Annotated in this window: 22 protein-coding genes; 7 read left to right on the top strand and 15 right to left on the bottom strand. The window is 64.5% G+C overall.

Annotated elements, in window-relative coordinates; translation table 11 throughout:
* Positions 1–29 precede the first annotated feature (29 nt).
* Both AAHM38_RS13405 and AAHM38_RS13410 read left to right on the top strand, forming a co-directional pair.
* Positions 30–2354, top strand: a complete 2325-nt coding sequence (locus AAHM38_RS13405; protein WP_116576542.1) for a T6SS effector phospholipase Tle3 domain-containing protein — start codon at positions 30–32, stop codon at positions 2352–2354.
* A gap of 10 nt (positions 2355–2364) precedes the next feature.
* A complete protein-coding gene (locus tag AAHM38_RS13410) occupies positions 2365–3960 on the top strand; it encodes a hypothetical protein (protein WP_116576541.1) in 1596 nt (531 codons plus the stop codon).
* Between the two features lie 43 nt (positions 3961–4003).
* Here AAHM38_RS13410 and AAHM38_RS13415 read toward each other — a convergent pair whose 3' ends face one another.
* From AAHM38_RS13415 to xdhA, 6 genes are all read right to left on the bottom strand, one after another.
* Positions 4004–4576 carry a TMEM165/GDT1 family protein gene (locus AAHM38_RS13415; protein ID WP_012762332.1) on the bottom strand — a complete coding sequence of 191 codons (573 nt, stop codon included), beginning with the start codon at positions 4574–4576 and terminating at the stop codon, positions 4004–4006.
* Positions 4577–4813: 237 nt separating this feature from the next.
* Positions 4814–6148: a guanine deaminase gene (guaD, locus tag AAHM38_RS13420; RefSeq protein ID WP_116576540.1), complete on the bottom strand. Its 1335-nt coding sequence runs from the start codon at positions 6146–6148 to the stop codon at positions 4814–4816.
* A gap of 15 nt (positions 6149–6163) precedes the next feature.
* Positions 6164–7201: an adenosine deaminase gene (locus AAHM38_RS13425; protein ID WP_116576539.1), complete on the bottom strand. Its 1038-nt coding sequence runs from the start codon at positions 7199–7201 to the stop codon at positions 6164–6166.
* 2 nt (positions 7202–7203) lie between these two features.
* A complete protein-coding gene (gene xdhC / locus AAHM38_RS13430) occupies positions 7204–8238 on the bottom strand; it encodes a xanthine dehydrogenase accessory protein XdhC (protein WP_116576538.1) in 1035 nt (344 codons plus the stop codon).
* Between the two features lie 16 nt (positions 8239–8254).
* The gene (gene xdhB / locus AAHM38_RS13435; RefSeq protein WP_182552940.1) at positions 8255–10621 is read right to left on the bottom strand and encodes a xanthine dehydrogenase molybdopterin binding subunit; all 2367 of its coding nucleotides are present in this window, start codon (positions 10619–10621) and stop codon (positions 8255–8257) included.
* A 4-nt stretch (positions 10622–10625) separates the two neighbouring features.
* Positions 10626–12140 (bottom strand): xanthine dehydrogenase small subunit, encoded by a 1515-nt coding sequence (xdhA, locus tag AAHM38_RS13440; RefSeq protein ID WP_116576536.1) that lies wholly within the window; start codon positions 12138–12140, stop codon positions 10626–10628.
* A gap of 213 nt (positions 12141–12353) precedes the next feature.
* Here xdhA and AAHM38_RS13445 point away from each other — a divergent pair, with 213 nt between their 5' ends.
* A complete protein-coding gene (locus tag AAHM38_RS13445) occupies positions 12354–13301 on the top strand; it encodes a LysR substrate-binding domain-containing protein (protein ID WP_009241090.1) in 948 nt (315 codons plus the stop codon).
* 44 nt (positions 13302–13345) lie between these two features.
* On the opposite strand, the gene AAHM38_RS13450 is transcribed toward AAHM38_RS13445, so the two are convergent.
* Complete coding sequence (locus AAHM38_RS13450; RefSeq protein ID WP_009277483.1) at positions 13346–14194, bottom strand: substrate-binding domain-containing protein; 849 nt, start codon at positions 14192–14194, stop codon at positions 13346–13348.
* 158 nt (positions 14195–14352) lie between these two features.
* On the opposite strand from AAHM38_RS13450, the gene AAHM38_RS13455 reads away from it, so the two are divergent.
* The 4 genes from AAHM38_RS13455 to AAHM38_RS13470 are packed head-to-tail and all read left to right on the top strand — an operon-like array spanning position 14353 to position 19110.
* Positions 14353–15453: a substrate-binding domain-containing protein gene (locus AAHM38_RS13455; protein WP_012762327.1), complete on the top strand. Its 1101-nt coding sequence runs from the start codon at positions 14353–14355 to the stop codon at positions 15451–15453.
* 56 nt (positions 15454–15509) lie between these two features.
* Positions 15510–18044: an ABC transporter permease gene (locus AAHM38_RS13460; RefSeq protein WP_116576535.1), complete on the top strand. Its 2535-nt coding sequence runs from the start codon at positions 15510–15512 to the stop codon at positions 18042–18044.
* 33 nt (positions 18045–18077) lie between these two features.
* Entirely contained in the window at positions 18078–18482 is a 405-nt protein-coding gene (locus AAHM38_RS13465; protein ID WP_116576534.1) for a group II truncated hemoglobin, read from the top strand.
* A gap of 49 nt (positions 18483–18531) precedes the next feature.
* Entirely contained in the window at positions 18532–19110 is a 579-nt protein-coding gene (locus AAHM38_RS13470; RefSeq protein ID WP_116576533.1) for a DUF924 family protein, read from the top strand.
* Between the two features lie 12 nt (positions 19111–19122).
* Here the strand turns inward: AAHM38_RS13470 and AAHM38_RS13475 are convergent, their stop codons facing one another.
* The 8 genes from AAHM38_RS13475 to AAHM38_RS13510 form a co-directional block, all read right to left on the bottom strand.
* The gene (locus AAHM38_RS13475) at positions 19123–19707 is read right to left on the bottom strand and encodes an LOG family protein (protein WP_116576532.1); all 585 of its coding nucleotides are present in this window, start codon (positions 19705–19707) and stop codon (positions 19123–19125) included.
* The gene (locus AAHM38_RS13480; protein ID WP_012762322.1) at positions 19704–20423 is read right to left on the bottom strand and encodes a TetR/AcrR family transcriptional regulator; all 720 of its coding nucleotides are present in this window, start codon (positions 20421–20423) and stop codon (positions 19704–19706) included. Before AAHM38_RS13480 ends, AAHM38_RS13475 begins: the two co-directional genes overlap by 4 nt.
* A 137-nt stretch (positions 20424–20560) precedes the next feature.
* A complete protein-coding gene (locus tag AAHM38_RS13485) occupies positions 20561–21025 on the bottom strand; it encodes a diacylglycerol kinase (protein ID WP_116576531.1) in 465 nt (154 codons plus the stop codon).
* Between the two features lie 12 nt (positions 21026–21037).
* Positions 21038–22081, bottom strand: a complete 1044-nt coding sequence (locus tag AAHM38_RS13490; RefSeq protein WP_154207209.1) for a glycosyltransferase family 4 protein — start codon at positions 22079–22081, stop codon at positions 21038–21040.
* A gap of 86 nt (positions 22082–22167) precedes the next feature.
* The gene (locus AAHM38_RS13495; protein ID WP_012762320.1) at positions 22168–23118 is read right to left on the bottom strand and encodes a UDP-2,3-diacylglucosamine diphosphatase; all 951 of its coding nucleotides are present in this window, start codon (positions 23116–23118) and stop codon (positions 22168–22170) included.
* A gap of 243 nt (positions 23119–23361) precedes the next feature.
* A complete protein-coding gene (locus tag AAHM38_RS13500; protein ID WP_012762319.1) occupies positions 23362–24378 on the bottom strand; it encodes an alpha/beta fold hydrolase in 1017 nt (338 codons plus the stop codon).
* Between the two features lie 30 nt (positions 24379–24408).
* Positions 24409–24933 (bottom strand): RDD family protein, encoded by a 525-nt coding sequence (locus AAHM38_RS13505; RefSeq protein ID WP_009277486.1) that lies wholly within the window; start codon positions 24931–24933, stop codon positions 24409–24411.
* Positions 24934–25029: 96 nt separating this feature from the next.
* Positions 25030–25869 (bottom strand): DUF3106 domain-containing protein, encoded by an 840-nt coding sequence (locus tag AAHM38_RS13510; RefSeq protein WP_116576530.1) that lies wholly within the window; start codon positions 25867–25869, stop codon positions 25030–25032.

The following is a 25869-nucleotide window of genomic DNA, read 5'->3' on the forward strand; positions in this document are numbered from 1 at the left end:
CGCTCTCATCAATCGGACAGGACGCATCAATGACTGATTCAATCGAATCTTTTTCAGGCGGCCCGCGCGCAGAAGCCCTCTGCCTGCCGGGCAATCCTTGTCAGGATGTGGATGAGCCCTTGCCGCTGCCGGGCGTCGTCATCTTTGTACACGGCGTCAACTCCATGGGCGAATGGTTTGACACCGCAGAAGAGGGGCTCTGCAAGGGCCTGAACGCGCGCCTGCAACGCGAGGACGATCATGTCTTTCGCGTCAAGGGTAGCGGGCAACTCAGGCCCGTCACCTACATGAGCGAATTGACTGAGGATGGCTACATCCAGCGTGACCTCAAGTCGGCAACGTTTGTCAAAGACGCAGGCTACAGCCCCGTCATTCGGTTCCGCTGGGGCTACAAGTCCAGTGTCGATGAACTCAATGCCGTGGGCGGCAACATTCTGCTCGATGAGAAGAACGCCTGGGGCGGCGGCCCCTTCGTGAACGGCTGCTCGGCCTTGCCCGACATGTTCAACAAAGGCACCGATGCGGAACTCGTTTTTGGCGCACTGTCCCTGACCCACCTTCAAACCAGTGACCGGCAGGTCTACAGTGCTCCGGCCCGTCATTACCAGGCCTTCGCCGCCTGGCGACTGGCCAAGCTGGTGAGCCGCATCCGCGAGGTGCATAGGACGCTGAAGCGCGATGGTGTCACTGACAAGGATTGCCCCATTACCGTGGTCTGCCATAGCCAAGGCAACATGATAGGCATCGGCTCGGCGTACTTTGGCGCCCATCACGCCGAATTCAACGGTGAAGGCAAGTGCAACGGTGTCGCCGACAACTACGTCCTCGCCTGTGCGCCCTACAGCCTGCGCAAGAGCTGGATCGACAACGTCTCCCAATACGATTCAAAAAACGAAGCGGGTCGTGTCACCTATGAAGCCCGCGCCAAGGGCCTCAGGAACTTCTTCGACATCGTGCGGGGCTTCGGCAAGGAGCGAGCGCAGCACTACGATGCCGACTTCGTAACCCAGCACGCCTTCAACCACAAGCCTCGGAATGGCGACGCTGCCTGCACCGCCGAGCAAGATTGCAAGGGGCGCGACACGCGCGCCCGCGTCTTCTTGTACTGCAGCCCGCATGATCGGGTCATCTCCGTTGCCGCCGTGCGTGGTATGGGCTGGCTAGGTTTAAACAAGGAAGATGTGGAGGCCACCGGAGCTGACGGTGTGCTCTACCAACGTGTCTGGGCCGAGGCCAAGCCGGGGGTGCCGTACAAGGTGGGCGGCACCCCTGGTACTGACTACCACTACTGGAATGACACCATTGGCGCCAATCCCGAGACCAGCATCTTCTGGACTCCGGATTCCGAACGCGTGAGCGTTCAATTCAAGAAAATCTGGGGTGACGATCGAAAGGGTTTTTGGGGCAAGTTCTTTGGCTCGACCATCGGCATATTCATGGGAGCGGGCGCTGTAATTGCCAATCAGGTGAGCAATGTCGCCAAGGTCAATGGCGTGCCCGACAAGGACTGGGCCGTGCGTGTCAACGCGCCGGCCATCTCCAGCGGCGGCATCGTGCCGCGGGCTGTCTACCTGGCGCGCAGCGACGGCAGCACGCTGCCGACCGAGCAATGCTACGTCGACGGCGTCCACACGCTGGGACCCTTCAATGTCCACTACGAATCCGCTCGTGATGCGCTCAATCCGGCGCGTCAAGTACCCCAGGGCACTGAGGACCCTTACGCCCATCAACGCACGACCGGACACGGCAGCACTGCCAGCGAAGCCGCCATGCGCTACGACCAGAACGCCGGCATTCGCCAGCGCGCGCGGCGCAATGCCTACGACGAAAGGGGCCAACTCCAGAGCGGAGCCACCTTCGACAAAAACGACATTGCTCTGATGAACGACGAGAACCATCACAAGATTCGCGGCACCGAGTTTGGCAAGTTCGAGGAGCAGGCGCGCGCGGCGCAGTTGAAGGAAGGCGACCGCCAGCAGCCCACCAACCACTCCACCATCCTCACCAACCCGGCGCACAGTGAACACGTGCTGGCGTATGACGTGGATGTGGGCCTGTGTCTGTTCAACGCCAATCACATGGCTCAGTTCCGCAGGATGGCGGATTGGCGCTGGTGTGAGCCGCAGTCTGAGGGGGGCGAGGTATATCCGGCGGGGCGGGAGCCCGCGAAGGATATTGAGTTTGAGTACTACAACTCCGAGAAAGCCACGTATGACAGCAAGAAGCTGGAAGACCACGACATGTTCGTCGAAGCCAAGGGCGGCGTCACGGCGATCGGGATCCCCGGCGAGCGCAACCCGGGGCGCATGTACTCCTACCACACGCCGGACGACACCGGTACCCCCTATGCCTGAGGGAGCTGCCATGCCCAACTTGTCTTGTTTGAGCCCATGCAGGCGCGCGCTGAAGGCCACGCGCGTGCTGGCCGCCGCCTGCCTGCTGTTGACCGTTAGTTATTCTGGAGTGTCGATGTCCGCCAACGATTCGTATTCCCGCAAGCCCGTGGCCTGGCCGCGTATGCAGGCCGCCGCGCAGGCCGACCCGAAAGCCCCCGCTGCCGTGCTGTTGGGCGTGCAATGGATCAACCCGCTGATGTGGCGGGACTACCCCACCCAATGGAACTTACTTTGGGCGCAGGGCCTGGCCCAGCCCAACGCCAATGATCGCGATGCAGCAAGATTCAAGCTTGGGGATGCGGTAGGGGAATTAACGCTCGGGCTAGAGCGCAAGAATCGTCTAGATGACTACCCGCAGATCAAGCGCGACAGGTTCTGGGGAGCCTATAGCAAGCTGTTGAGTGTTCCTCTAAGCACTTTCAGTTATCGCTACTTCAACTCGGGTTTCTACTCGATGGAGCAGGGTACCGACCGGCCCGACTTCATGGATGCCATCGTGTTCGCGGGTATGCCGCGCGAGTGGATCGGTACGCCCACGTACCTGAAGAACTATGCCCTTGGCGATGATTGGAGCGTGGATGAACTGCTGAAAGAGCAGGCCGCCATGGGCATGCCCGCGCCCAGCTATCTGGCCTACGACGCCGCACATGCCGAGCAACGCATGCAGGACTACTGGGTCAAGCTGCACAAAGACCCGAAGACCGGCGAAACCGTGCGCGGCCTGCGTACTCGTGAACCAATGATCGTTGGCGAGTCCATTCTGTCGTTGCAAGGTGCACGGAGACTGATGTTCGACAAGGTGGCCGATGCCGCCTTCGCCAAAAGCATGAAGTACAACCCCAGCGGCAAGCTGCCACAGGTGGTGCTCAAGGCTGGCGACGAGACCGTGGGCTTCTACGATCTGCAAGAGGCGCTCAAATTCCTGGCCGATAACCCCAACAAGCTGGTGTGGGTGTGGAACATGGATGCGCCCAACTACCCGATGGGCGAGCAGACCAACGAAAACACCGCCCTCCTCATCCTCGGCCACCCCAGCGCCAACTGGGGCTACGCGCCGCTCGCGTCCATCTACACGCCGCAGCATCACGAAGGCGGCATCGGCGCCAAGGCCGCCAACCCGGGTGGCGCATGGACGCCTCTGATGAAGACGCTGCGAGAACAGGCCTCGCAGGATCACCCGGTCGAACGTGTCTATCACGACGTGCACAAGCACACCGCCAACATCAACGCCCTGATGGGCCCACTGCACGCCGCCGTCCACCAGCAATGGCCCGACCTGGATCAAGTTGGCAACTTCTACAGCGTGTCCCAAGTCATGGAGGGTCCGGCCCGCGCCGCTAGCTTCGCGGTCAACGCCGCCTTTGCCGCTGCCTACGCCAACCAAAGTGGCAAGAGCGCCGTCGTCACCAGCGTGGCCGATGCCAAAGACAGCTGGGCGGTACTGATCGGCCCCCCGCCGGGCTGGCAGCCGACGCCGCCAATCACGCAATGGGACCGTGCGCGGGGTGAGGGCCGTGCGTACTGGCCGTGGTTTGGCAAACAAACGGGTGACCGAAAATCCTGAGTTTGCCAATCAAACTAGCCTGGAAGTATGAGGCGCTGACTGGTTATTTACTCACGCCAAGCAGCGCCAGCACACCCAGCACCAGGAAGATCAGCGCTGCAATACGGTGCACCAGCGTGATCGGCATACGCGAGGCGAACTTGTTGCCCATCAGCACGGCCGGCACATTGGCCAGCAGCATGCCGACGGTGGTGCCCGCCACGACAGAAAACACGTCGTTAAAGCGTGCGGCCAGCGCCACGGTCGCGATCTGCGTCTTGTCGCCCATCTCGGCAAAGAAGAACGCAACGATGGTCGTCCCCAGGATGCCCAGGCCGCGCTGCGTCGTCGAGGGCGCTTCGTCGTCGTCTAGCTTGTCCGGAATCAGCATCCAGCCGGCCATGGCGATAAAGCCCACGCCCAGGATCCACCGCAGCACGTTTTCGCCGAGCACGTGCGTGATCCAGCCACCGACGGCGCCGGCCAGTGCGTGGTTGACGAGGGTGGAGATGAAGATGCCGAGAATGATCGGCACCGGCTTGCGAAAACGCGCGGCCAGCAGGATCGAGAGCAATTGCGTCTTGTCGCCGATTTCAGCGAGCGCGACGATGCCGGTGGAGACGAGAAAGGCTTCCATGTTGTTGTGGTGTCCGGGCCGTATGCGAACCAATGACGCGCCACTGCCGGCCCTGTCCGCAGTGGGTTGTCATCGGTCTCGCCAGGCGCGTCACCGGGTGCCGGGGTGGCACCCTGAGTGCGGCTGACCACGCCATAACCACCTGTCGTTGCGACGGCGGTCAAGTCTGTTGACGTGGCCCCCGGGGTATCGACCCCAGGCGGCTACTCCCCAATGGAAGCCACGATTATAAGTGCATCAAGCGTTGGCGCCAATCGCGAATTTGGCCGGCTCGCCCTGGATGTAGGTGGCAGCCACGGCGCGATCCTCGCCCAACAGCGCCAGCGAGAACAGCAGCTCTTCCAGCGTCTCCGAGCGCGCGTTGCGGCGGGCGAGCAGCGGTGTGGCTGCCGGGTCCAGCACGATGAAGTCGGCTTCCGCGCCCGGCACGAAGCTGCCGATGCGATCTTCCCAGCCCAGAGCCTCAGCGGCACCTCGCGTGGCCAGGTAGAACATCCGCAGCGCCGTCAGGTGATACCCGCCCATGCGCGCGACCTTGTGCGCCGTGCCCATCGTGCGCAGCATCGAGAACGAGCTGCCGCCGCCCACGTCGGTCGCCAGCGTGAGCGCCAGGCGGTATGCGTCGTTCTGGTGGAAGTTGTAGAGGCCGCTGCCCAGGAACAGGTTGGAGGTGGGGCAGTGCGCCACGGCTGCGCCGGATTCGGCCATGCGTTGGCGGTCACCGTCGTCCAGCCAGATGGCGTGGCCGTAAAAGGCGCCTTTGCGCAGCAGGCCGTAGCGGTCGTAGACGTCCAGATAGCTGCGCGCGTCTGGAAACAGGTCGGCCACCCATTTCACTTCGTCGGGGTTTTCTGCGACGTGCGTCTGGATGAAGACGTCCTTGTATTGCTTGGCGAGTTCTGCGCAGGCCTGCAGCTGGGCTTCGCTCGAGGTGGGCGCGAATCGCGGCGTGATGGCGTAGGCCAGCCGGTCCTTGCCGTGCCAGCGCGATATCAGGTCGGCGGTGTCGCGCGCGCCGGATTCGGCCGTGTCGCGCAGGTAGTCCGGGCAGTTGCGATCCATCATCACCTTGCCGGTGATCATGCGCATGCCGCGTTGCTGGGCTTGCGTGAACAGTGTCTCGGCGGAGCCGCGATGCACGGTGCTCCACACCATCGCGCTGGTCGTGCCGTTGCGCAGCAGTTCGTCGAGGAAGAACGAGGCGACACCGGCGGCGTACTGCTCGCTTTCGAAGCGGCGCTCTTCCGGGAAGGTGTACGTCTCCAGCCAGTGCAGCAGACCCGGCGACGGCGACGCGATCATGTCCGTCTGCGGGAAGTGGATATGCGTGTCGATGAAGCCCGGGACGATGAGCTTGCCGCTGTAGTCGTGCAATTGCGCGCCGGCCGGCAGGTCTTCACGCAGCGCGGCGTAGTCGCCGGCCTTGATCACCTTGCCCCCCAAGACCACGAGCAGGCCGTCTTCCCAATACTCATAGGCATCGCGCTCGCGATACTGCGGATCGTGCAGGAAATGCAGCACGCGGCCGCGGTAGGCGTGAACGGTGTTGGAAGTCGGAGGCATCGTGGTCATGTCGTCTCGTGATTTTTAGTGTGCGGCTTTCCAGTGGTCGTCGACCTTGGCAAGCCACAGGGCTTTGTCCTGTTCGGGCAGGAAGGACGCCTCGAAGCTGTTGCGCGCGAGCGTATGGGCATCGGCCGCAGACAGGTCAAGGGCGTTGAAAGTGGCGAGCCAGTTGGTGTTCATGTAGCCGCCAAAGTAGGCCGGATCGTCGGAATGCAGCGTTACAGCGCAGCCGGCGTCCAGCAGTTGCTTGAGCGAGTGGTCGCGCAGGTCAGGGTAGACCTTCAGTTTTTCGTTCGACAGCGGGCAGACCGTCAGCGCGATGCGTTCGGCCGCGAGGCGCTTGACGAGCGCGGCATCGTCGATGGCGCGTACGCCGTGGTCGATGCGCTCCACCTTGAGGATGTCGAGCGCGTCGATCACGTATTGCGCCGGGCCTTCTTCACCGGCGTGGGCCACCAGGCGCAGGCCGAGTTCCTTGCAGCGTGCGAATACGCGTGCGAATTTTTCCGGCGGGTTGCCGCGCTCGGACGAATCCAGCCCCACGCCGATGATGCGGTTGGCCGGATCCTGGATATAGGGCAGGGCCGCTTCGAGCGTGTCGAAAGCGTCTTCTTCGCTCAGATGCCGCAGGAAGCAGAGGATCAGCGCGCTGGAGAAACCATGCTCGCGCTCGGCGTCGTCCAGGGCGCGGACGATGCCATGAACGACCACATGCATGGGCACGTTGCGGGCGGTGTGCGTCTGCGGGTCGAAGAAGATTTCGGCGTGGTGGACGTTGTCGGCAAGCGCGCGCGCGACATAAGCGGCCGTCATGTCGTAGAAATCCTGCTCGGTGAGCAGCACGCTGGCGCCGGCGTAATACAGGTCGAGGAACGATTGCAGATCGTTGAAGGCGTAGGTCGCGCGTACTTCTTCCACGGACGCATACGGCAGCTTCACGCCGTTGCGCTCGGCCAGCGCGAACATCAGTTCGGGTTCGAGCGAGCCTTCGATGTGGATGTGCAGTTCAGCTTTGGGGCTGGTGGCGATGCGTTCTGCAAGGGCAGGGGAGATCGGCATGGTCAGACGGATGTAGGGACTCGGTAAGGAACCGTCGCGCCACTGCTGGCGCTGGTGAGCGCATGTTGCTGCAGCTCTCGCACCTGCAGGAGTTGCGCGACGACGGATACCGCAATGATATCCGGCGCCTTGTCCACGATGCCCGCCACGCCAATCGGGCACACCATTTCCGGCAGGCGGGCCGGGTCCACGCCGTGCTCGACCATGCGGTGCTCGAAACGCGCGCGCTTCGTCTTGGAACCGATCAGACCGAAGTAGGCAAAGTCCGTGCGGCGCATGATGCGTTCGCACAGCGCGAGATCCAACGCATGGTTGTGCGTCATGACCAGGAAGTAGCTGCCCGCGGGCGCGTGGTCGATCACGGCTTCCGGCGTAGCGGTGGATTCGATGACGACGTTCGGCGGCACTTCCGTGGGAAACGGGAACATCGCATCCCGCTCGTCAACCCACGTGACGCGACAGGGCAGATGCGCCAGTGCGCGCACGATGGCGTGGCCGACGTGGCCCGCGCCACACAGAACGATCGACATGTCGGGCGGCAGCACGGTTTGGGTGAAGCCGCTGGCGTCGAGTTGCACGCCGGCTGCGGCTGCGTCGGCCACGCTCGCTTCAACCGCGACCGCCGGATCGGCGGAGACGATACGGCGCAGGCTGCGGCGTTGGCGCATGGCGTCGTCGGCCAGCGCGATCCACTTCACATCACGCGCGTCGAGTCGTTCAAGCGACAGCCGCACCACGCCGCCGCAGCATTGGCCGAGCGCAGGGCCGAGCGGAATGCGCACGAACTGCCGACGTGCTTCGCCGGCGGCTTCAGGCGCATTCATCATCGTCTGCGCGATTTCCATCGCACGCCATTCGAGATGGCCGCCGCCGATGGTGCCGAAAAAGCCGTCGGCGCATACCAGCATCAGCGTGCCTGGTTCGCGCGGGGCAGAGCCCTGCACGTCCGTTACCGTGACCAGCACGCACGGCTGCGCCGCTTGCACGGTGGCGAGCACGTCGGCGAAGCGGAATGGGCGCAGTTGCGTGTGGTCCATGGTCTGTTCTCCGAACTCAGGCGGACAGCGGGGCGCTGCGGATGGCATCCACAGCCTTGAGGATTTCCTCGCTGGTGGCAGGCGCATTCAGCGGCGGATTGGTGCGGCCGTCGCCAACCGCAGCCACCGCATCGCGAATGGCAAAGAACACCGAGAACGGCAGCAGCAGCGGCGGCTCACCCAGTGCCTTGGAACGGTGGATGCTGTCTTCCACGTTGGCGTTGTTGAACAGATTCACGCGGAAGTCCGGCGGGCAGTCGTTGACCGTCGGAATCTTGTAGGTGGACGGCGCATGCGTCATCAGCTTGCCGTTCTTGTTCCACCACAGCTCTTCGGTCGTGAGCCAGCCCATGCCCTGGATGAACGCGCCTTCCACCTGGCCGATGTCGATGGCCGGGTTGATCGAGCGGCCGGCGTCGTGCAGCACGTCGGCGCGCAGCAGGCGCCATTCACCGGTCAGCGTATCGACCACCACTTCCGACACCGCTGCGCCATAGGCGAAGTAGTAGAACGGACGGCCCTTGAGCTTGGATTGATCCCAGTGCAGCTTGGGCGTGGCGTAGAAGCCGTCGGACCACAATTGCACGCGGGCAACATAGGCCTTGCCGACCAGCTCGTCGAACGGCACGCGGCGCGTACCGATTTCCAGATGGTCGCCCACGATCGCCACCGTCTCGATAGGCGCTTCGTAATGCTCGGCCGCAAACGCGATCAGGCGCTGGCGGATCTGGCGTGCGGCGTCTTGCGCAGCCTTGCCGTTCAGGTCGCTGCCTGTGGATGCCGCCGTGGCGGAGGTGTTGGCCACCTTGCTGGTGTCAGTTGCCGTGACGCGGATGCGCGTGAACGACACGCCCAGTTCGTGCGCCACGACCTGCGCAACCTTCGTGTTCAGGCCCTGGCCCATTTCGGTACCGCCGTGGTTCACGAGGATCGAGCCATCGTTGTAGACGTGCACCAGCGCACCCGCCTGGTTGAAGTGCTTCACGTTGAACGAGATGCCGAATTTCACCGGCGTCAGCGCCAGGCCGCGCTTGAGCACCGGGCTGGTCGCATTGAATGCGCGAATCGCTTCTCGGCGGGCGCGATAGTCGGACGTCGCTTCCAGCTCGTCCAGCAGTTCATGGATGACGTTGTCCTCCACCGTCTGGCCGTATGGCGTGACGTTGTTCTTGTCCTTGCCGTACAGATTGGCGCGGCGTACGTCGAGCGCATCTTTGCCGACCGAGCGCGCGATGTTGTCCATGATGTACTCGATGGCAAACGCGCCCTGCGGGCCGCCAAAGCCTCGGAACGCGGTGTTCGACTGCGTGTTGGTGCGCGCGCAGAAGCCGTCGATTTCCACCTCAGGCAGCCAGTAGGCGTTGTCGAAGTGGCAGATGGCGCGCGTCATCACCGGGCCCGACAGGTCGGCCGAGAAACCGGCGCGCGAGGTCATGTCGACCTTGACACCCTGGATGCGCCCACCGTCGTCGTAGCCGGCTTCGTAGGCAAAGCGGAAGTCATGCCGCTTGCCGGTGATCATCATGTCGTCGTCGCGGTCCGGACGCAGCTTGACGGGGCAGGCGAGTTTCCATGCCGCCAGCGAAGCGCAGCAGGCGAACAGGCCCGATTGCGACTCCTTCCCGCCGAAACCGCCGCCCATGCGACGGCATTCAACCAGCACCTGGTTGGCGTGCCAGCCCAGCATGTGCGACACCATGTGCTGCATCTCGGTCGGATGCTGCGTCGAGCACCAAACGTGCATGCCGTTGTCTTCCTTCGGCACGGCGTACGAGATCTGGCTTTCGAGATAGAACTGCTCCTGCCCGCCCAGCGACATCTTGCCGGCTTCGGAGTGGGGCGCTGCGGCGATGCGCTCGGCCGGCTCACCACGCTTGAGGTGCATCGGCGGCAGCACCGACTTGCCCGCGGCACGAGCCTCTTCAGGCGTCAGCAGCGGAGGCAGGACTTCGTATTCGATATTGCCCAGACGCGCCGCACGGCGCGCCGCATCGTGCGACGTGGCGACCACGATGAACATCGGCTGCCCGACGAAGTGCACCGTGTCGGTTGCGAGGATCGGATCGTCGTGAATGATCGGGCCGCAATCGTTCGTGCCGGGGATGTCGGCCGACGTGAACACCGCCACCACGCCCGGCGCGGCCTTCACGCGGTCCAGGTCCATGTTGACGATGCGCGCATGCGCCTGCGTGCTCATGCCGAGCGCCGCGTGCAGCGTGCCGGCCAGCTCAGGAATGTCGTCGGTGTACGTGGCGGTACCCGCAACATGCAGGTGCGCAGACTCATGCGGGCGCGACACGCCGACCACTGCGCCGCGCTGGCCAGACACGGCTCCAGCAATATCGGCTTCCGCCTGCAGGAAGGCTTCGGTTTGCTTGTTCATGTTCTTAGGCTGCCGTGAGGGTATTCAATTCGACCGCGCGCACGTTGATCTGTTCGGGCGCGAGCGGCGCGTCAGTGCGGGTTTCCAGCCAGAAGCGGTACACCGTGTTGGCAGCCGAGATGCGCCGGTAATTGTCGGTCGCGCGCATGTCGGTCAACGGCGTGTAGTCGCGCGACATGGCTGCCATGGCAGCACGCACCGTCGCCTCGTTCCACGGCTGGCCAAGGATGGCGTTTTCCGTCTCCGTCGCGCGCTTGGATGTTGCCGCCATGCCGCCGTATGCGATGCGCGCGCTGCGCACGATGTTTCCGTCCAGCTCGATGGCCAGCGCCGCGCACACGGCGGAAATGTCCTCGTCAAAACGCTTCGAGAGTTTGTACGTACGGAAGCGCAGGGCGTCGCGGCCCTCACGCGCGGGGATGCGCAGGCCCGCAACGAATTCGCCTTCCTCCATCGCGTTCTTCTGGTAGGCGAGGTAGAGGTCTTCAAGCGGCAACTCGCGGCGGACTTCGCCACGTTGGAGCACGACACGCGTGCCGATGGCGATGAGCGCGGGTGCCGAGTCACCGATGGGCGAGCCGTTTGCAACGTTGCCGCCCAGCGTGCCGGCATTGCGGATTGGGAGCGAGGCAAAGCGCTTCCACAGCTCCGTCACCTCGGGGTAGTCCGCAGCCAGAAATTCGTACGCTTTTTCCAGCGAGACGGCAGCGCCGATCTCGATCCAGCCATCGCGCTTTTCCAGTGCGTACAGATCCGACACCTGGCCGATGTACAGGATGTCGCCCAGGTCGCGGAACTGTTTGGTGACCCACAGGCCGACGTCGGTGCTGCCGGCCAGGATGCGGATGTTCGGATGCGCGGCCTTGATCGCGGCGAAGGCCGAAGCGGTGCGTGGGGCGTAGAAGCGCGGCGCATTCTCGGTGCCGACGGGCGCATAGCTGAAGGTGTCCTTGCGCTGCAGCTTGCGCAGCGTGTCGGCCAGTTGCGTGCGGTCGATGCCGGCTGGAGAGGGCAGCTCGAACATGCGTTCGCCCGCGTCGATGATGGGGCGGTAGCCGGTGCAGCGGCACAGGTTGCCGGTGAGCGAATCGCAGATGGTCTGGCGCGAGGGGATGGGCGCCTGATTGCCGGTGTTCTCGTACAGGGCGTAAAGCGACATCACGAAGCCCGGCGTGCAGAAGCCGCACTGGGATCCGTGACACTCCACCATCGCCTCTTGCACCGGGTGCAGCGTGCCGTCCTTGCCGCGCACGTCTTCCACGGTGAACAGCGCCTTGCCGTCAAGCGTGGGCAGGAACTGGATGCATGCGTTGACGGCCTTCAGGCCGACGCTGCCGTCTTCCTGCAGCTCACCGAGCACGACGGTACACGCACCGCAATCGCCCTCGGCGCACCCTTCCTTGGTGCCGGTGCAGTGTGCGTCTTCACGCAGGTATTGAAGCACCGTCCGGGTGATCGGGGCGTCCGTGACGGTGCGGACTTGGCCGCGGTGGAAGAAGCGGATGGGCTGAGTCTCCATGGGGGTTCTACGCCTGTTTGTGTGTGTAACGGAACCATAGCACCGGGCCAGGAATGCAATATTTGGCCCATGTGATAACCCGCATCGGAAAGCCAAAATCCGGGGTATACCCGCCGGTAGCGGTCTGGCGGCGCGACGTGCAGGTGACATACACTGACAGCGTCTCCACGCACGTTTTTTAGAAGGGTCGGCGCAGCCGTTACCCGCCTCCAGATGCACGGCAAAGATCACCTCGATACCTATCTCCTGCGCGTTCTCTACACGCTGCTCACTGAGCAGAGCGTGACGCGTACGGCCGTCAAGCTCGGCCAGTCGCAGCCGGCCATCAGCAACACGCTCAAGCGCCTGCGCGAGATCACCGGCGACGCCATTCTGGTGCGCGGCAAGAACGGCATGGTGCCGACCGAGCGGGGGCATGACTTGCTGTCGCTGGCCCAGCAAAGCCTGGAGGCGATGGAGCGCATCGCCCGACCTTCGCAGGATTTCGATCCCGGCAACACGACGCGCACGTTCCACCTGGGTGCACCGGACTATCTTGATGCCTTTTTCCTGCCCAACATCGTCGAGCGCCTGCGCAAGCAGGCGCCGCAAGCCAAGCTGGTCGTGCATCCGCTCAATGCCGGTGTTGACTACCTGGCGGCCCTGGAGCAAGGCGGCATGGACTTGGTGATCGGCAACTGGCTCTCACCGCCCGAGCATCTGCACATTTCACCGCTGTTCGACGATGAAGTCGTCTGCATGCTGGGTGCACAGCATCCGCTGGCGCGCAAGGGCATCTCGCTCAAGCACTATGTGGAGATGCCCCACCTGGCGCCCGCGCCGTATGCCGTGATGCAGCGCAGCATGATCGATCAGGCTCTTGCGGAGCAGGGGCTCAAGCGGCAGATCCAGGTGTCGCTGCCGTATTTCGGGCTGGTGCCGTATGTGCTGATGCGCACCGATCTGGTGTTCACCACCGGCCGCCAGTTCGCCGCGCACTGCGCCCAGTATTTGCCGATCCGCATCCTGCCGACACCCATGGCATTCCCCAAGATGCGCTTCTACCAGCTCTGGCACGAGCGCAGCCACGCGGCGCCCGATGTGATGTGGCTGCGCCGCATGATCGGTGAAGTGGCGGCCGAGTTACCGCAGCATCCGCAGTTGGAATCGGCCGTGGCCTGAACTGAACCGCCGTCGTCCTGCCCTGCGGCGGGGCAGGCAGGAAGCTATTTTCCGGTTGCGACCGCCTTCCCGTAGTCCGGGAAGAACACCTGCTCTCCGTTGACCTTGAAGTCGGCAATGACCTGCTGACCGGCGGGTGACGTGATCCATTCGATCAGCTTGGTTGCATCGGTGTAGTTGACGCTCGGGTATCTCTTCGGGTTGACCGCGATGATGCCGTAGGGGTTGAACATGCGCGGGTCGCCGGCCAACACGATGTCGAGACCCGTTTTGGCACGGTAGGCGCCGTAGGTCGCGCGGTCGGACAGCGTGTAGGCGTTCATCTGCGCGGCCATGTTCAGCACTTCGCCCATTCCGAGCCCTGCGCTCACGTACCACGGCTTTCCCTTCGGGTCGATGTTGGCCGTCTTCCAATAGGCCTTTTCCATGACATCGGTGCCGGAGTTGTCGCCGCGCGAGATGAACTTGGCGCCGGCTTTCTCGCCAGCCGCAGCGATGGTCTCCATCCCCTGAATGACGTTCTTCTGGCCCCGCACGTGGGCCGGGTCCGTGTCTGGGCCGACGAGGATGAAATCGTTGTACATCACGTCGCGGCGGTCGATGCCACCCCCTGAGGCGACGAAGGCGTCTTCCAGTGGGCGGGCGTGCACCAGCACCACATCCACATCCCCCGATTCACCCAATTTGACCGCCTTGCCAGTGCCAACGGCAATCACCTGCACATGCACGCCGGTGGCGGCCTCAAATTTGGGCAACAGGACCTTCAGCAGACCGGAATTCTCTGTGCTGGTGGTGGTAGCCATGCGGAGATCACCAGCATATGCGGGAGTGGCAACCGCGAGCGTCAGGCAGATGAGAGCAGATAGCCGAAGGGCTTTGGACAATCGGGGCATGTTGTGGGGGCTAGCGCAAAGGCGTGGACGCTTTATGTCGGATGCTGCATGATGGCGGCAACGTCGGGGGCAGCCAGCGACCACGAGATGCCCACCCCGCAATGAGCAGAATTGTTCTCCCGGGGCACGGCGGAAGTAAATAGGAAACCATAAACATAATGACATTCCAGTTCGAGGTATTTCCGGTGGTGGGGCCGGACGACAACCCGCGCGCGAACGGCAAGGTGTTCCAGTTGCTGCGGGCGGTGCGAGAGACGGGGTCGCTACACCGCGCGGCGAAACAGGTGGGGCTGTCATACCGGCACGCCTGGGGCGTGATGCGGTCGTGGGAGGAGATGCTTGGCCGCGCGCTGCTCGACATGGAGCGGGGCCGGGGGGCCTCCCTCACGCTTTTTGGTGAGCGCATGCTGCGCGCCGAGATGCGCCTGCGCGAGCAGATCGATCCGGCACTGCATCAGGCCATGGGGCAGTTCCTCTCGGAGCTGGAAGACGCATCCCAGTCGCAGGCGCGCATCCGTTTCTCGGGCAGCCATGACCCCGCCGTGGAGCTGCTGGCCGAGACGTTTGCGCGGCAAAGCCCCGGCGCGCACATCGATACCGTGTTCTGCAGCGCCGTCGAAGGGCTGATCTGCCTGCAGGAAAAGCAATGCGAGGTAGCCGGCTTCTATGTGGCGCCGCAGCAAGGCGCGGGCTCGATCGCGCACCAGACCTTGCGCAAGTGGCTGCGCCCGACCGCCGTGCGCCTGATCGCCCTGGCCGATCGCGAGCAGGGGCTGATGATGTCGGCGGAATGGGCGGGGCGGGTGCAGTCGCTGGGGGATCTGGCGCGCACGCAGGCGCGCTTCATCAACCGCCAGCGCAGTTCGGGCACGCGGTTGCTGTTCGATCAGTTGCTGGTGGCAGCCGGGCTGTATCCCGACCAGATCAACGGGTACGACGAGCAGGAATTCTCCAGCGACAAGATCGCCGTGGCCGTGCAGGAAGGGCGGGCGGACGTCGGCTTCGGCCTGCGCCCTGGCGCCGAAGCGCACGGTCTGCATTTTGTGCCGCTGACACGCGAAACGTATTACCTGGCGGTGCGCCGCAACGACGCGCTGTCGCCCTGGGTGCGCGAGCTGATCGAGCGCATCGGGCAGCCGGCCTTCCGCGAAGGCCTGGGCCATCTCGCCGGCTACCGGCCGACCGAGCACGTTTCGCTGCTGACCGCAGAGCAGGCGCTGCCTTGGCACGCTGACGAGGCCCGCGCGCTGGCCCGCTGAAGTCGTGCGAACATGGCGGGGTTTGCGCCATTGCGCGCCCCGTCCATGTTCTGCCCATGTCACGTTTCTCCGTCTGGACCCAAGCCCTGCGCATGCTGCGCCGCGACTGGCGCGCCGGTGAACTGAACCTCCTGCTCGTCGCACTGGTGCTGGCCGTGGCGGCGCTGGCGTCCGTCAGTTTTCTGGCCGATCGCATGCATGCGGGCCTCGAGCGCGATGCGCGGCAGTTAATCGGGGCGGATGTGCTTGTCGTCTCCGATCAGCCGCTGCCGCCCGACATCGAGGCGCATGCGCGTGCAAGCGGCTTGCAAGTCACGCATACCGCCACCTTCCCCAGCATGGCCAGCACATTGGCGAAGGGCGCGTCGGGCGAACCGGTATCGCAACTCGCTGCCATCAAGGCCGTCGACATGGGCTACCCGCTGCGCGGCACCCTCAAGGTGGGCGATGACGGGCGAGATACCGTGGGCGCGCCAATCCAGGGCGTTCCCGCCGCAGGCACGGTGTGGGTGGACGCACCGCTGCTCGAAGCGCTCGGCATTCGCGTGGGCGATGCGATCCGGCTGGGCAAGCGCTCCTTCAAGGTCGCTCACGTCATCACCCAGGAGCTCGATCGCGGCGCGGGCTTCATGAACTTCGCCCCCCGGGTGATGCTGTCGATGTCAGACCTGGGCTCGACAGGCCTCGTCACCTACGGCAGCCGCGTAACGTACCGCTTGCTGGTCGCTGGCCCGGATGCCGCTGCCGGCGCATTCCACACTTGGATCGAGAACGAAGCGAAGACGCGCCAGTTGCGTGGCGTGCGCGTTGAATCGTTGCAGAACGGCCAGCCGCAGATGCGCGAAACGCTGGACCGCGCCGAGCGCTTCCTCTCTCTCGTCGCCTTGCTGGCGGCCATGATTGCCGCAGTGGCGATTACGATGGCCGCGCGCCGCTACACCGCGCGCCATACCGATGCGGTGGCCGTCATCAAATGCCTTGGGCTCGAGCAACGGCAGATTCTCGGCACGTTCGCACTGGAGTTCTTGCTGATCGGCGTGATGGGTTCGGCGGTGGGCGTGGCGCTGGGTTACGGCGCGCACTGGCTGTTGCTGGCGTCGCTGGGCGACCTGGTCACGGTGACGTTGCCCGCGCCATCTGTCTGGCCTGCGGTGGTGGGCGTGACGGCGGGGCTGGTGTTGCTGATCGGTTTTGCGGTGCCACCCTTGCTGAGCCTCGTGCGCGTGGCGCCGCTGCGCGTGCTGCGGCGCGACGTGGCTGAGCGTGCCGTTGCCGCTTGGATCGGCTATGCGCTGGGCGGGGCGGCGTTCTTCGCGCTCCTCGTGGTGTCAGCGCGCGACGTCAAGCTTGGGGCGCTGACCGCCGCGGGGTTTGCCTGCGCCATCGTCGTGTTTGCGCTGCTGGCAGCCGGCGGATTGCGCGCGCTGGCGGTGTCCCTGGGGCGGGGTCGTGCGCTCAGCGTGGGGTGGCGCTTTGCACTGGCCGTACTGGAGCGCCGTCGCGGCGTGAGCGTGCTGCAGACGGTGGCGCTTGCGGTCGGCCTGATGGCACTGCTGCTGCTCGCCATGACGCGCAATGATCTGGTCCGCTCGTGGCACAACGCCACCCCGGCCGATGCGCCCAACCGGTTCATCATCAATATCCAGCCTGATCAGATGCACGCGGTGGCGCAGGCCCTCGCCCAAGCCGGCGTGGCGGACCCGAAGCTCTACCCGATGGTGCGCGGGCGCCTGACGCAGGTGAATGGTCAGGTGATCGACCGCCAGACCTATGCCGAATCGCGCGCCCGCAACCTGGTCGAACGCGAATTCAACCTGTCGTACGCGACCACGCAGCCGCCTGAAAATCGCATCGTTTCCGGACAGTGGTTCAGAGGACAAAAGCCCGAGGCCTCGGTGGAGGAGGGCATTGCCAAGACGCTCAATCTCCATCTGGGTGACGTGCTGCGCTTCGATGTCGCGGGGCAGACGGTGGATGCGCCCATCACGTCATTGCGCAAGCTCGACTGGAGTTCGATGCGCGTGAATTTCTTCGTGATCCTGCCGCCCGTGGCGCTGCGCGACATGCCGCAGACGTACGTGACCGCGTTCCGCATTCCCGCCGGGCAGGCCGATCTGCCGGCTAAGCTAGTGCGCGAGTTTCCGAACCTCACGGTGGTCGATACCGAACTGATCCTGCAGCAGGTGCAGGGCGTGCTGGACCAGGTGACGGCGGCGGTGGAATTCCTCTTCGTCTTTACGCTCGCGGCGGGTGTCCTAGTGTTGTATGCCGCGCTCTCCGGTTCACGCGACGAGCGCCTGCGCGATGCCGGTGTGCTGCGCGCCCTCGGTGCAGGCTCTGGTGTGGTACGTCAGACGCAGTACGCAGAAGTGCTGATCGTTGGTGGCCTCGCCGGGCTGATGGCGGGCTTGGGCGCGATCGCCATCGGCTGGGTGCTGTCGGCGTACGTCTTCGATTTTCCGTATCGTTTCAACCCGGCGATCTTGCCGGTGGGCATCGTGAGCGGCATGGCGTGCGCCTTTATTGGCGGCTGGCTGGGCTTGCGCGACGTGCTGCGCCGCCCCGCCATGGCAACGCTCCGCGATGCATGACGACGCCTGGATTCTTGATGTGAATGACGCTGTATGACTGACGCAACTTCCGGCCAGGAGACCCTGGCGTTTGACCTGATTGGCGGCGAAGCGCGTGTGCGCGAACTCGTCGACCGCTTCTACGACCTCATGGATCTGGAGCCCGAGTTTGCCGTGCTGCGCGCGCTGCATCCGCAAAGCCTGGATGGATCGCGGAACAAGCTGTTCTGGTTTTTGTGCGGCTGGCTGGGCGGCCCGAATCATTTCATCGAGCGCTTTGGCCACCCGCGCCTGCGTGCGCGCCATATGCCGTTCGAGATCGGCACGCAGGAGCGTGATCAATGGATGCGCTGCATGGCCCTCGCCATGCAAGACATCGGCCTGGACGAAGCCCTGCAGATGCGCCTGATGCAGGCGTTCTGGCAGACCGCCGACTGGATGCGGAACGTGCAACGCTAAGGTGCCGCGCGAAAGCGCACCCTACAAGAACATATTCGAGGAGACCCCGATGATCGGTTTGCCCACGGCAGACGACGTGCTCGCGTTCTGGTTCGGCAACGCGCCGCTGATCGATGCACGGCCGGAGTGGTTCACCAAGTCCGACGCGTTCGATGCCGAGATCCGCGCCCGTTTCCTGCCGCTGTGGGAAGCGCTTTCCACGGGTGACGCCGACACCTGGATGGATACGCCGCTCGAAGCCATCGCGCGCATCGTCGTACTCGACCAGTTTCCGCGCAACATGTTTCGCGCCACCGCGCGCGCGTTTGCCAGCGATGCGGCTGCGTTGCACACCGCGCAAATCGTTGTGGCCGCGGGTTGGGATGCGCGATTGCCGACGCGCCATCACCGTGTGTTCTGCTACCTGCCGTTCGAGCACAGCGAGGCGCTGTCTGCGCAGGACGAATCGATTCGCCTCTACACACGCCTGCGCGATCAGGAAGGCGATGCGGACCCGCTCTTCTGGGCAGAGAAGCACCGCGAGATCGTGGCGCGCTTCGGGCGCTTTCCGCATCGCAACAAAGCGCTCGGGCGCGTTTCCACGCCCGAGGAAGTGGAGTTTCTGAAGCAGCCAGGGTCGTCGTTTTAGCCCTGGCGGGGCTTACGTGCGCTGGCGGCGCTCCGACCATTTGTCGACCGTCTCGCGCGGCGCACGCGCCAGCATGTCGATCAACGCGGCGGGGTCGTCGCTCACGTGCAGCAGGTCAGCGTGGTGACGCTTGAGGAAGCCTTCGTCCACGGCATGGTCGATGAAGGCCAGCAGCTTGTCGTAGAAACCCGCCACGTTCAGCAGGCCGATCGGCTTGTTGTGATAGCCGAGCTGCAGCCACGTGAAGGTCTCGAACAGCTCTTCGTAGGTGCCGACGCCGCCGGGCATGGCGATGAAGGCATCGGCGCGATCGGCCATCATCTGCTTGCGCTGATGCATGCTGTCGACGATGTGGAGTTCGGTCAGCTCCTTATGCCCGACCTCCTTGCGCACCAGCGATTTCGGGATGATGCCGATGACCGGGCTGCCGCCGTGCAGCACTGCGTCGGCCACCACGCCCATTAGCCCGACGTTGCCGCCGCCGTAGACGAGCGTGAGGCCGCGCTTGACCATCTCGTTGCCCAGCGCGATTGCGTTGGCTTTGTATTCCGGGCGCTCGCCCGGGCTGGAACCGCAATAGACGCAGATCGATTTCATTGAGCAGGGGTGTTGTTGCTGGGGGTGCCCGGGGCGCCGATGGGCGGATCGTTGCTGCGGCTCACCGCTAGCAAATCAAACGCCCGCCGGGGCTTGCCGCGCAGGTAAGGCGCGAGGATCGACAGGATGTGGTAGCTCGCGCCGTGCAGGTGGTCACGAATCGCGTTCTGGTCGTTGTACTGGCGCGGGTGCTGCACGAACTGGAACGACAGCCAGTAGGTGGCAATCACGACGATATTGGTGCAGATGACGTCGACCTGCTCGGCTGTGGCTTCCATCTCGCCGTCTTCGATGAACTGGTGGCAGATGTCCATGGCGAAGTGGCGCTTCTGCTCGACGATGCGCTTGAAGTTCAGCTCGAGCATGCGGTTGCGCGCGAGCAGATCGTTGATGTCGCGGTACAGGAAGCGGTAGTTCCACAGGAACTCAGACATGTACTGCAGGTAGCCCCACGTTTCGTCCAGCGTGGCCTTGTGGTCATCCGGCAGCTTCAGGCGACGGGCGATCTCCTGCTCGAACTGCACGAAGATCGAGTTGATGATGTCGTCCTTGTTGCGGAAGTGGTAGTACAGGTTGCCCGGGCTGATCTCCAGCTCTTCGGCGATCGTCGTGGTGGTGACGTTGGGCTCGCCCAGTTCGTTGAACAGGCGCAGCGACACTTCGAGGATGCGATCACGCGTGCGGCGCGGGCCGGTGGAATGCTGCTTGGTTTCCATTGAACTGCCAAGGCCGGTGGCCCTGTCTCCGTGGCGTATTGGTGCCCGGATTATAAGAGATCGTGCTTGTGCAACGACCCCCACATGCTGTGGGGCAGGCATTACCAAACGTTGTCGCCGGCTTTTCGCTGGTGTTCCTAATGCAACAGCGACGCCACCCACGGCCAGGCGATCGCCACCCAAGTTCCCACGCACAGCAGCAAGGCGAGCATGACGGCCGCGCTGCCGAAATCCTTCGCGCGCTTGGACAGCCCGTGCTGCTCCAGCGAGATGCGGTCAACGGCCGCTTCCACGCTCGAATTGAGCAGTTCCACGATCAGCACCAGCACCAGCGTGCCGAGCATCATAATGCGCTCTACCACCGTGGCGGGAATCACGAACGCGCATGGCAGCAGGATGGCGCACAGCGTCAACTCCTGGCGGAACGCGCTTTCCTCGTCGATGGCGAAGCGGATGCCGCTGATGGAATTCTTGAGCGCAAACCACGCCCGCGTGATGCCGCGATTACCCTTATGCGGGTTGTCGGCCGGCGAGTACGCACCGGCCGCGGGCGGTGCGGGCGGATTTTCCAGTCCCTTGTCCGGCGGGGTGGTGGGCTTCATGGAACGCAAGGCTCAGGCACCCGCGGCGGTGGAGGGTTCGGCGGCCGTCGTGTTGCCGGCGGAGGCAGCGGGCATCGGACGCAGGTGTGCGAGAAACTGTTCGGAGGCAGCGCGCCACGAGAACTTCTCGGCATGCGCACGCGCCGTGGCGCGGTCGATTCGCAACGCTTCCAGGCAGGCTTCGCGCAGGTCTTCGCGCAACGCACCGGCCGGTGAATCGCCCAGCACGTCGATCGGTCCCGTCACCGGGTACGCAGCCACCGGCAGGCCGCTGGCAAGTGCTTCCAGCAGTACCAAGCCGAACGTGTCGGTGCGGCTCGGGAAGACGAACACATCGGCCGAGGCATACACCTTGGCCAGTTCCGGTTGCTTGAGCACGCCGAGATAGCTGGCATTCGGGTACTTGGCTTTCAGCCCGGCGAGCGCGGGGCCTTCGCCGACGACCCACTTGGAGCCCGGCAGATCCAGCTCCAGGAAGGCTTCGACGTTCTTTTCCACGGCCACACGTCCGACGTACAGAAAGATGGGGTGCGCCGTATTGAGCACGTTGCTGCGCTGGGCGGTGAAGATGTCCAGATCCACGCCGCGCGTCCACAGCACGCCGTTGGTGATGCCGTAGTCAGCAAGGTCTTTCAGCACCACGGGCGTCGGCGCCATCACGGCCTGCGCGGGGCTGTGGAACCAGCGCAGAAAGCGATACGTCCACGCCAGCGGAATGCCGAAGCGCGCCTGCACGTACTCCGGAAAGCGCGTGTGGTATGCCGTCGTGTAGGGCAGCTTATGGCGCAGCGCGTAGGCGCGTGCAGCCAGGCCCAGCGGGCCTTCGGTGGCGATGTGCAAGGCCTGCGGGGCGAACTTTTCGATGCGCTCGCGCACGCGCTTGGACGGCAGGATCGAGAGGCGGATTTCCGGATATGTCGGGCACGGCACCGTCTTGAATTCCAGCGGCGTGATCATGTCGACGATGTGCCCCATGGCCTCCAGCTCGCGGCGCGTCTGGGTGAGGGTGCGGACGACGCCGTTGACCTGCGGTTCCCAGGCATCGGTGACGATCATGACTTTCACGGGCTCTCCTTGGGGGGTAGGTTGGGCCGCAGCGGGCTGGGCGAGGTCGATGCTGGTGTTGGTCATAGGGGCTTCCATCAGGCGGCGGCCGCAGCGGCACGGCGTGCGCGGCGGGAGGTGCGCGGCGCATCGAGCAGATGCGTCCAGTAGACGATCTGCAGTTCGCCTTCCATGGTTTCGACCAAGGCAGAGAGGCTCTCCACCCAGTCGCCGTCGTTGCAGTAAAGCTGGCCGTCGATCTCGCGGATTTCGGCCTTGTGGATATGCCCGCAGACCACGCCGTCGCAGCCGCGGCGGCGCGCTTCGTCCGTCATCACACGCTCGAACGAATTGATGAAGTTCACCGCGTTCTTGACCTGATGCTTCAGGTATTGCGACAGCGACCAGTACGGAAAACCCAGTCGCACACGGATGCGGTTGAAGTGCCGGTTCATCGCGAGGATGAAGGTGTAGAGCGAATCGCCCACGTAGGCCAGCCAGCGCGCGTGCTGCATCACGCCGTCGAACAGGTCGCCGTGCACGACCCACAGGCGCTTGCCCGTGGCGGTCACGTGCACCGCGTCTTCAGCGACTTCGATGTCGCCAAAGTTCAGGCCGTGGAACTGGCGCGCCATCTCATCGTGGTTGCCCGGGATGAAGACCACACGCGTGCCTTTGCGCGCGCGGCGCAGCACTTTCTGTACCACATCGTTGTGCGCCTGCGGCCAGTACCAGCCTTTGCGCAGTTGCCAGCCGTCGACGATGTCACCGACCAAGTACAGCGTGTCGGACTCGTGGTGCTTGAGGAAGTCGAGCAGATAGTCAGCTTGGCAGCCTGGCGTACCGAGGTGGATGTCCGACAGCCAGATCGTGCGATAGCGCTGGATTTTTTCGGCGGGCGGGTCAGTGTCCGTGTCAGCCGAGCGGTCCGGTGCCGCTGTCGAGGCGGGCGTGGCGGCGGGTGCTTCGTGCTCGCGGACATCGCCGCGGCCGGCCGGTACAGCCGAGCCCAGCGCGCCCGCGGCGGCGAGCCCGGCGGCCATTTGCATCAGAGGCGGTGGAGCGTTCCAGTCGGAACCGGTGAGGGGAGCAGCGCGAAAGCGTTGCGCGAGGCGGCGGAGGAAACCAGGGCGCGATGGCAGTTTTGGCAGGACCATGTCGGCAACAGAGGCTGCGTTGGACGGATTTCGCCATCGCTGCATGAAAAAGCCATGTCAGAAACATGACCGTCACATGACGCGGTTGCCGGTAATGGAAGGGCATACGCCCAAGAAGCGCGCCGGGCGGGCGTTTCAAGCAGAAGGGATCGCAGAGACGCCTTCGATGCGTGCGAGTTCTGCCAGCACGGCATCACGCACGCGTGCGTCGCATAACAGCGACACATGGCCGATGCCCGCGAACGGGATGTGTCGCGCGCCTTCCAGCCAGGATGCGCCAGCCGGGCCGACGATGGAGTCGTGCCACGAGAAAATCGACGTGATGCGTGCTCGGGAGGCCGGCGTTTCGGATGCTGCAAGCTGGCGCAGCCAAGGGCTCGCCCAAGCCATCTGGCGCACATTGTGGCCGCGTCCCGTGCGCGCCATTGCCGTGCCCCGATGCGGCGTGCCGAGCGTAATGACGTGGGCGACAGGGCAGGGCTGCGACTGGCGCAGCAGCGCACGTGCGGCAAGCCCGCCCATGCTGTGGCAGAGCAGAACGGGCGCACGGCCGTGCATGCGCGTCAGGCGCGCGACAGCGGCCGTCATGTCCCGGGCGTAGTCGTCGATGTCGCCCAGCAACGGCATGAGATCGATGGCGTCGGTCGGATGTCCGGCGGCGGCCAGATGCTGCTGCATCGGCAGCCACACCGCGTGGTTGCAGCCATAGCCGTGGATCATCAGCACAGGCACGCGCTTGCCATCACCCGCCGGCGTATCGAACGCGGCGCGTGCTCGGAACGGTTGCAGCACGTTGAACATCCACGCCACGGATACACATTCGCGCAACCAACATGCGATGAAGCCAGTGACGCCGATGCGCTGTTCGCAGGGCACGGGCATGCGGTCCCACATGGGGTCGTCCGGTATCGCCGTACCGAGGCTCGTCAGCGACACCAGGAATGCCCATCCGACCGAAAGAAGATAGCCCAGCACCAGCGCCGCGCCCGCGAGCAACGTTGCGGCCGGCCAATGCCATCCCGCCCAGTCATGCGCTGCCCAGCCGACCGCGATCGTCGCGGCACATTGCAGCGCAACGGCAATGCGGCGCACAGTGGCGGCGGTCAGGGAGGCGAAAGGAACAGGGGAGGCTGGAAGATCGGCGTGCGTCATAGTCGAGGTGGCCGCCGAATGTGAAACTGATCAGTCACGCACCAGCCGCGTGCCGGCCAGGCGATCGTGCAGGAACTGGCGCTGCGGATCGAACCACGCCAACGCGCCCCAAACCAGAAGGCATGCGAGAGCGACACCGGCACCGGTCCATCGCGACGCGCCGCTCAGATGGATGACGCCGACCGCTGCAGCCACCCACACCCACGCCAGCAAATAGCGTGCAATGGCACGGCCCAGCGAAATACGCGACCCATCGGCGTTGACCACGCGCATACGCCATGTCTGCATCGCAAGCGTTTGGCCGCGCTTGCGCCAAAACCACACGAAGTACAGACCGAGCGACAGAAAGCCCCACACCTGCAGCCCTACATCGCCGGTGCGCGCAAGGGGCGGCACGATCAGGCGCAGCAGCAGAAAGACGGCCGTGGCGCCAAACATCACACCAAACAGCAGCAGGCCTTCGTACAGCATGGCGGCAAGACGGCGGCGCAGCGTGGGCGCTGCGAGCGGATCAGGCGCCGCAACGGGTGAAGACGTGGAAACGGAGGTGGCCATCGAACAGAGTGTGAGCGCCGTGAGCGCAATCCATCATGTGCCGGCGCGGAGGTCGAGCGGCACGTGGTTCGGATTATGCCAAAGGGTTTGCCGGCCTCAGCCGCCCAACACCGTCGAGGGCGGCGGGTTGCCCGATTCTCCACCGGTGGCCGCGGGTGGTGCAACAGGGTGCGCCGGCGTGAGCGGTGCGCTGGCGGGGGCAGGTGCGGCAGCGGCAGGTTCGGGCGCAGGTTTTGCGGCCGGCGTGGATGCGGTGGCGGCCGTCTTGTTGGTCGGCGCGGATTTGGTCGTGCCAGGCTTGGTGCGCGCACCGTGATGAATCGATTTGGCCGCGTCCTTCGCCAAGCCCGCGCCGCCCGGCAGTGCCGTCACTGCGGAAGGGTGCTTTTGCGCCTTGGCCGCGGCAACCAGCGCCTTCTTCTGCTCTTCGGTCAGTTGCTGGTAGCTCTGCCAGGCCTCGCTCTTCTTCTGCACTGGCAGCGACTTGGTGGTCTGGAAATTCTCACGCGCGCGGTGGCGTTGCTCCGGCGTGAGCTTGACCCAATCCGCCATGCGCGTTTGCAGGCGCTGCTGCTGAGCCGGCGTGTACTTCGGATACGCCTGAGCGATCTGCAGCCACTTCTTGCGGGCCAATTCCGGCATGCCGTTCCACTCCGGCGCCAGAGGCGCGAAGATGCGCTGCTGGACAATGGTCAGTTCGGCCCAGTTCGGATGAACGGCGGGCAGCGGGTTGGTCGCCGGCGGCGTCGGCAAACCAACCGGCGCGCCGACTGTCACGCCAGGCGTCGCCGCGGGTGCCGAAGCGGCCGGAACCTGCCCGACCGCAAGTCCCGCCATCAGGCCGGCAGCGCCGATCAACGCAACGATGCCGGCGCGCAGGCGCGCGGTCGTTGCGCCTCGCGGTGGTTGGCCGTGGGTGTGCAGGAAGTTGCTCAT

The sequence above is a fragment of the Ralstonia sp. OTU4908 genome (assembly GCF_038440115.1).
Classification (GTDB): domain Bacteria; phylum Pseudomonadota; class Gammaproteobacteria; order Burkholderiales; family Burkholderiaceae; genus Ralstonia; species Ralstonia pickettii.

Excerpts from the sequence above, each read along its gene's own strand:
- AAHM38_RS13410 (WP_116576541.1), top strand. The coding sequence starts at position 2,365 with ATGCCCAACTTGTCTTGTTTGAGCCCATGCAGGCGCGCGCTGAAGGCC.
- AAHM38_RS13470 (WP_116576533.1), top strand. The coding sequence starts at position 18,532 with ATGATCGGTTTGCCCACGGCAGACGACGTGCTCGCGTTCTGGTTCGGC.
- AAHM38_RS13455 (WP_012762327.1), top strand. The coding sequence starts at position 14,353 with ATGACATTCCAGTTCGAGGTATTTCCGGTGGTGGGGCCGGACGACAAC.
- AAHM38_RS13510 (WP_116576530.1), bottom strand. The coding sequence starts at position 25,869 with ATGAGCAACTTCCTGCACACCCACGGCCAACCACCGCGAGGCGCAACG.
- AAHM38_RS13475 (WP_116576532.1), bottom strand. The coding sequence starts at position 19,707 with ATGAAATCGATCTGCGTCTATTGCGGTTCCAGCCCGGGCGAGCGCCCG.
- AAHM38_RS13465 (WP_116576534.1), top strand. The coding sequence starts at position 18,078 with ATGACTGACGCAACTTCCGGCCAGGAGACCCTGGCGTTTGACCTGATT.
- AAHM38_RS13445 (WP_009241090.1), top strand. The coding sequence starts at position 12,354 with ATGCACGGCAAAGATCACCTCGATACCTATCTCCTGCGCGTTCTCTAC.
- AAHM38_RS13425 (WP_116576539.1), bottom strand. The coding sequence starts at position 7,201 with ATGCCGATCTCCCCTGCCCTTGCAGAACGCATCGCCACCAGCCCCAAA.
- AAHM38_RS13450 (WP_009277483.1), bottom strand. The coding sequence starts at position 14,194 with ATGCCCCGATTGTCCAAAGCCCTTCGGCTATCTGCTCTCATCTGCCTG.
- AAHM38_RS13495 (WP_012762320.1), bottom strand. The coding sequence starts at position 23,118 with ATGCAAATGGCCGCCGGGCTCGCCGCCGCGGGCGCGCTGGGCTCGGCT.
- AAHM38_RS13480 (WP_012762322.1), bottom strand. The coding sequence starts at position 20,423 with ATGGAAACCAAGCAGCATTCCACCGGCCCGCGCCGCACGCGTGATCGC.
- AAHM38_RS13505 (WP_009277486.1), bottom strand. The coding sequence starts at position 24,933 with ATGGCCACCTCCGTTTCCACGTCTTCACCCGTTGCGGCGCCTGATCCG.
- AAHM38_RS13460 (WP_116576535.1), top strand. The coding sequence starts at position 15,510 with ATGTCACGTTTCTCCGTCTGGACCCAAGCCCTGCGCATGCTGCGCCGC.
- AAHM38_RS13490 (WP_154207209.1), bottom strand. The coding sequence starts at position 22,081 with ATGATCGTCACCGATGCCTGGGAACCGCAGGTCAACGGCGTCGTCCGC.
- AAHM38_RS13405 (WP_116576542.1), top strand. The coding sequence starts at position 30 with ATGACTGATTCAATCGAATCTTTTTCAGGCGGCCCGCGCGCAGAAGCC.
- AAHM38_RS13415 (WP_012762332.1), bottom strand. The coding sequence starts at position 4,576 with ATGGAAGCCTTTCTCGTCTCCACCGGCATCGTCGCGCTCGCTGAAATC.
- xdhA (WP_116576536.1), bottom strand. The coding sequence starts at position 12,140 with ATGGAGACTCAGCCCATCCGCTTCTTCCACCGCGGCCAAGTCCGCACC.
- xdhC (WP_116576538.1), bottom strand. The coding sequence starts at position 8,238 with ATGGACCACACGCAACTGCGCCCATTCCGCTTCGCCGACGTGCTCGCC.
- AAHM38_RS13500 (WP_012762319.1), bottom strand. The coding sequence starts at position 24,378 with ATGACGCACGCCGATCTTCCAGCCTCCCCTGTTCCTTTCGCCTCCCTG.
- xdhB (WP_182552940.1), bottom strand. The coding sequence starts at position 10,621 with ATGAACAAGCAAACCGAAGCCTTCCTGCAGGCGGAAGCCGATATTGCT.
- AAHM38_RS13485 (WP_116576531.1), bottom strand. The coding sequence starts at position 21,025 with ATGAAGCCCACCACCCCGCCGGACAAGGGACTGGAAAATCCGCCCGCA.
- guaD (WP_116576540.1), bottom strand. The coding sequence starts at position 6,148 with ATGACCACGATGCCTCCGACTTCCAACACCGTTCACGCCTACCGCGGC.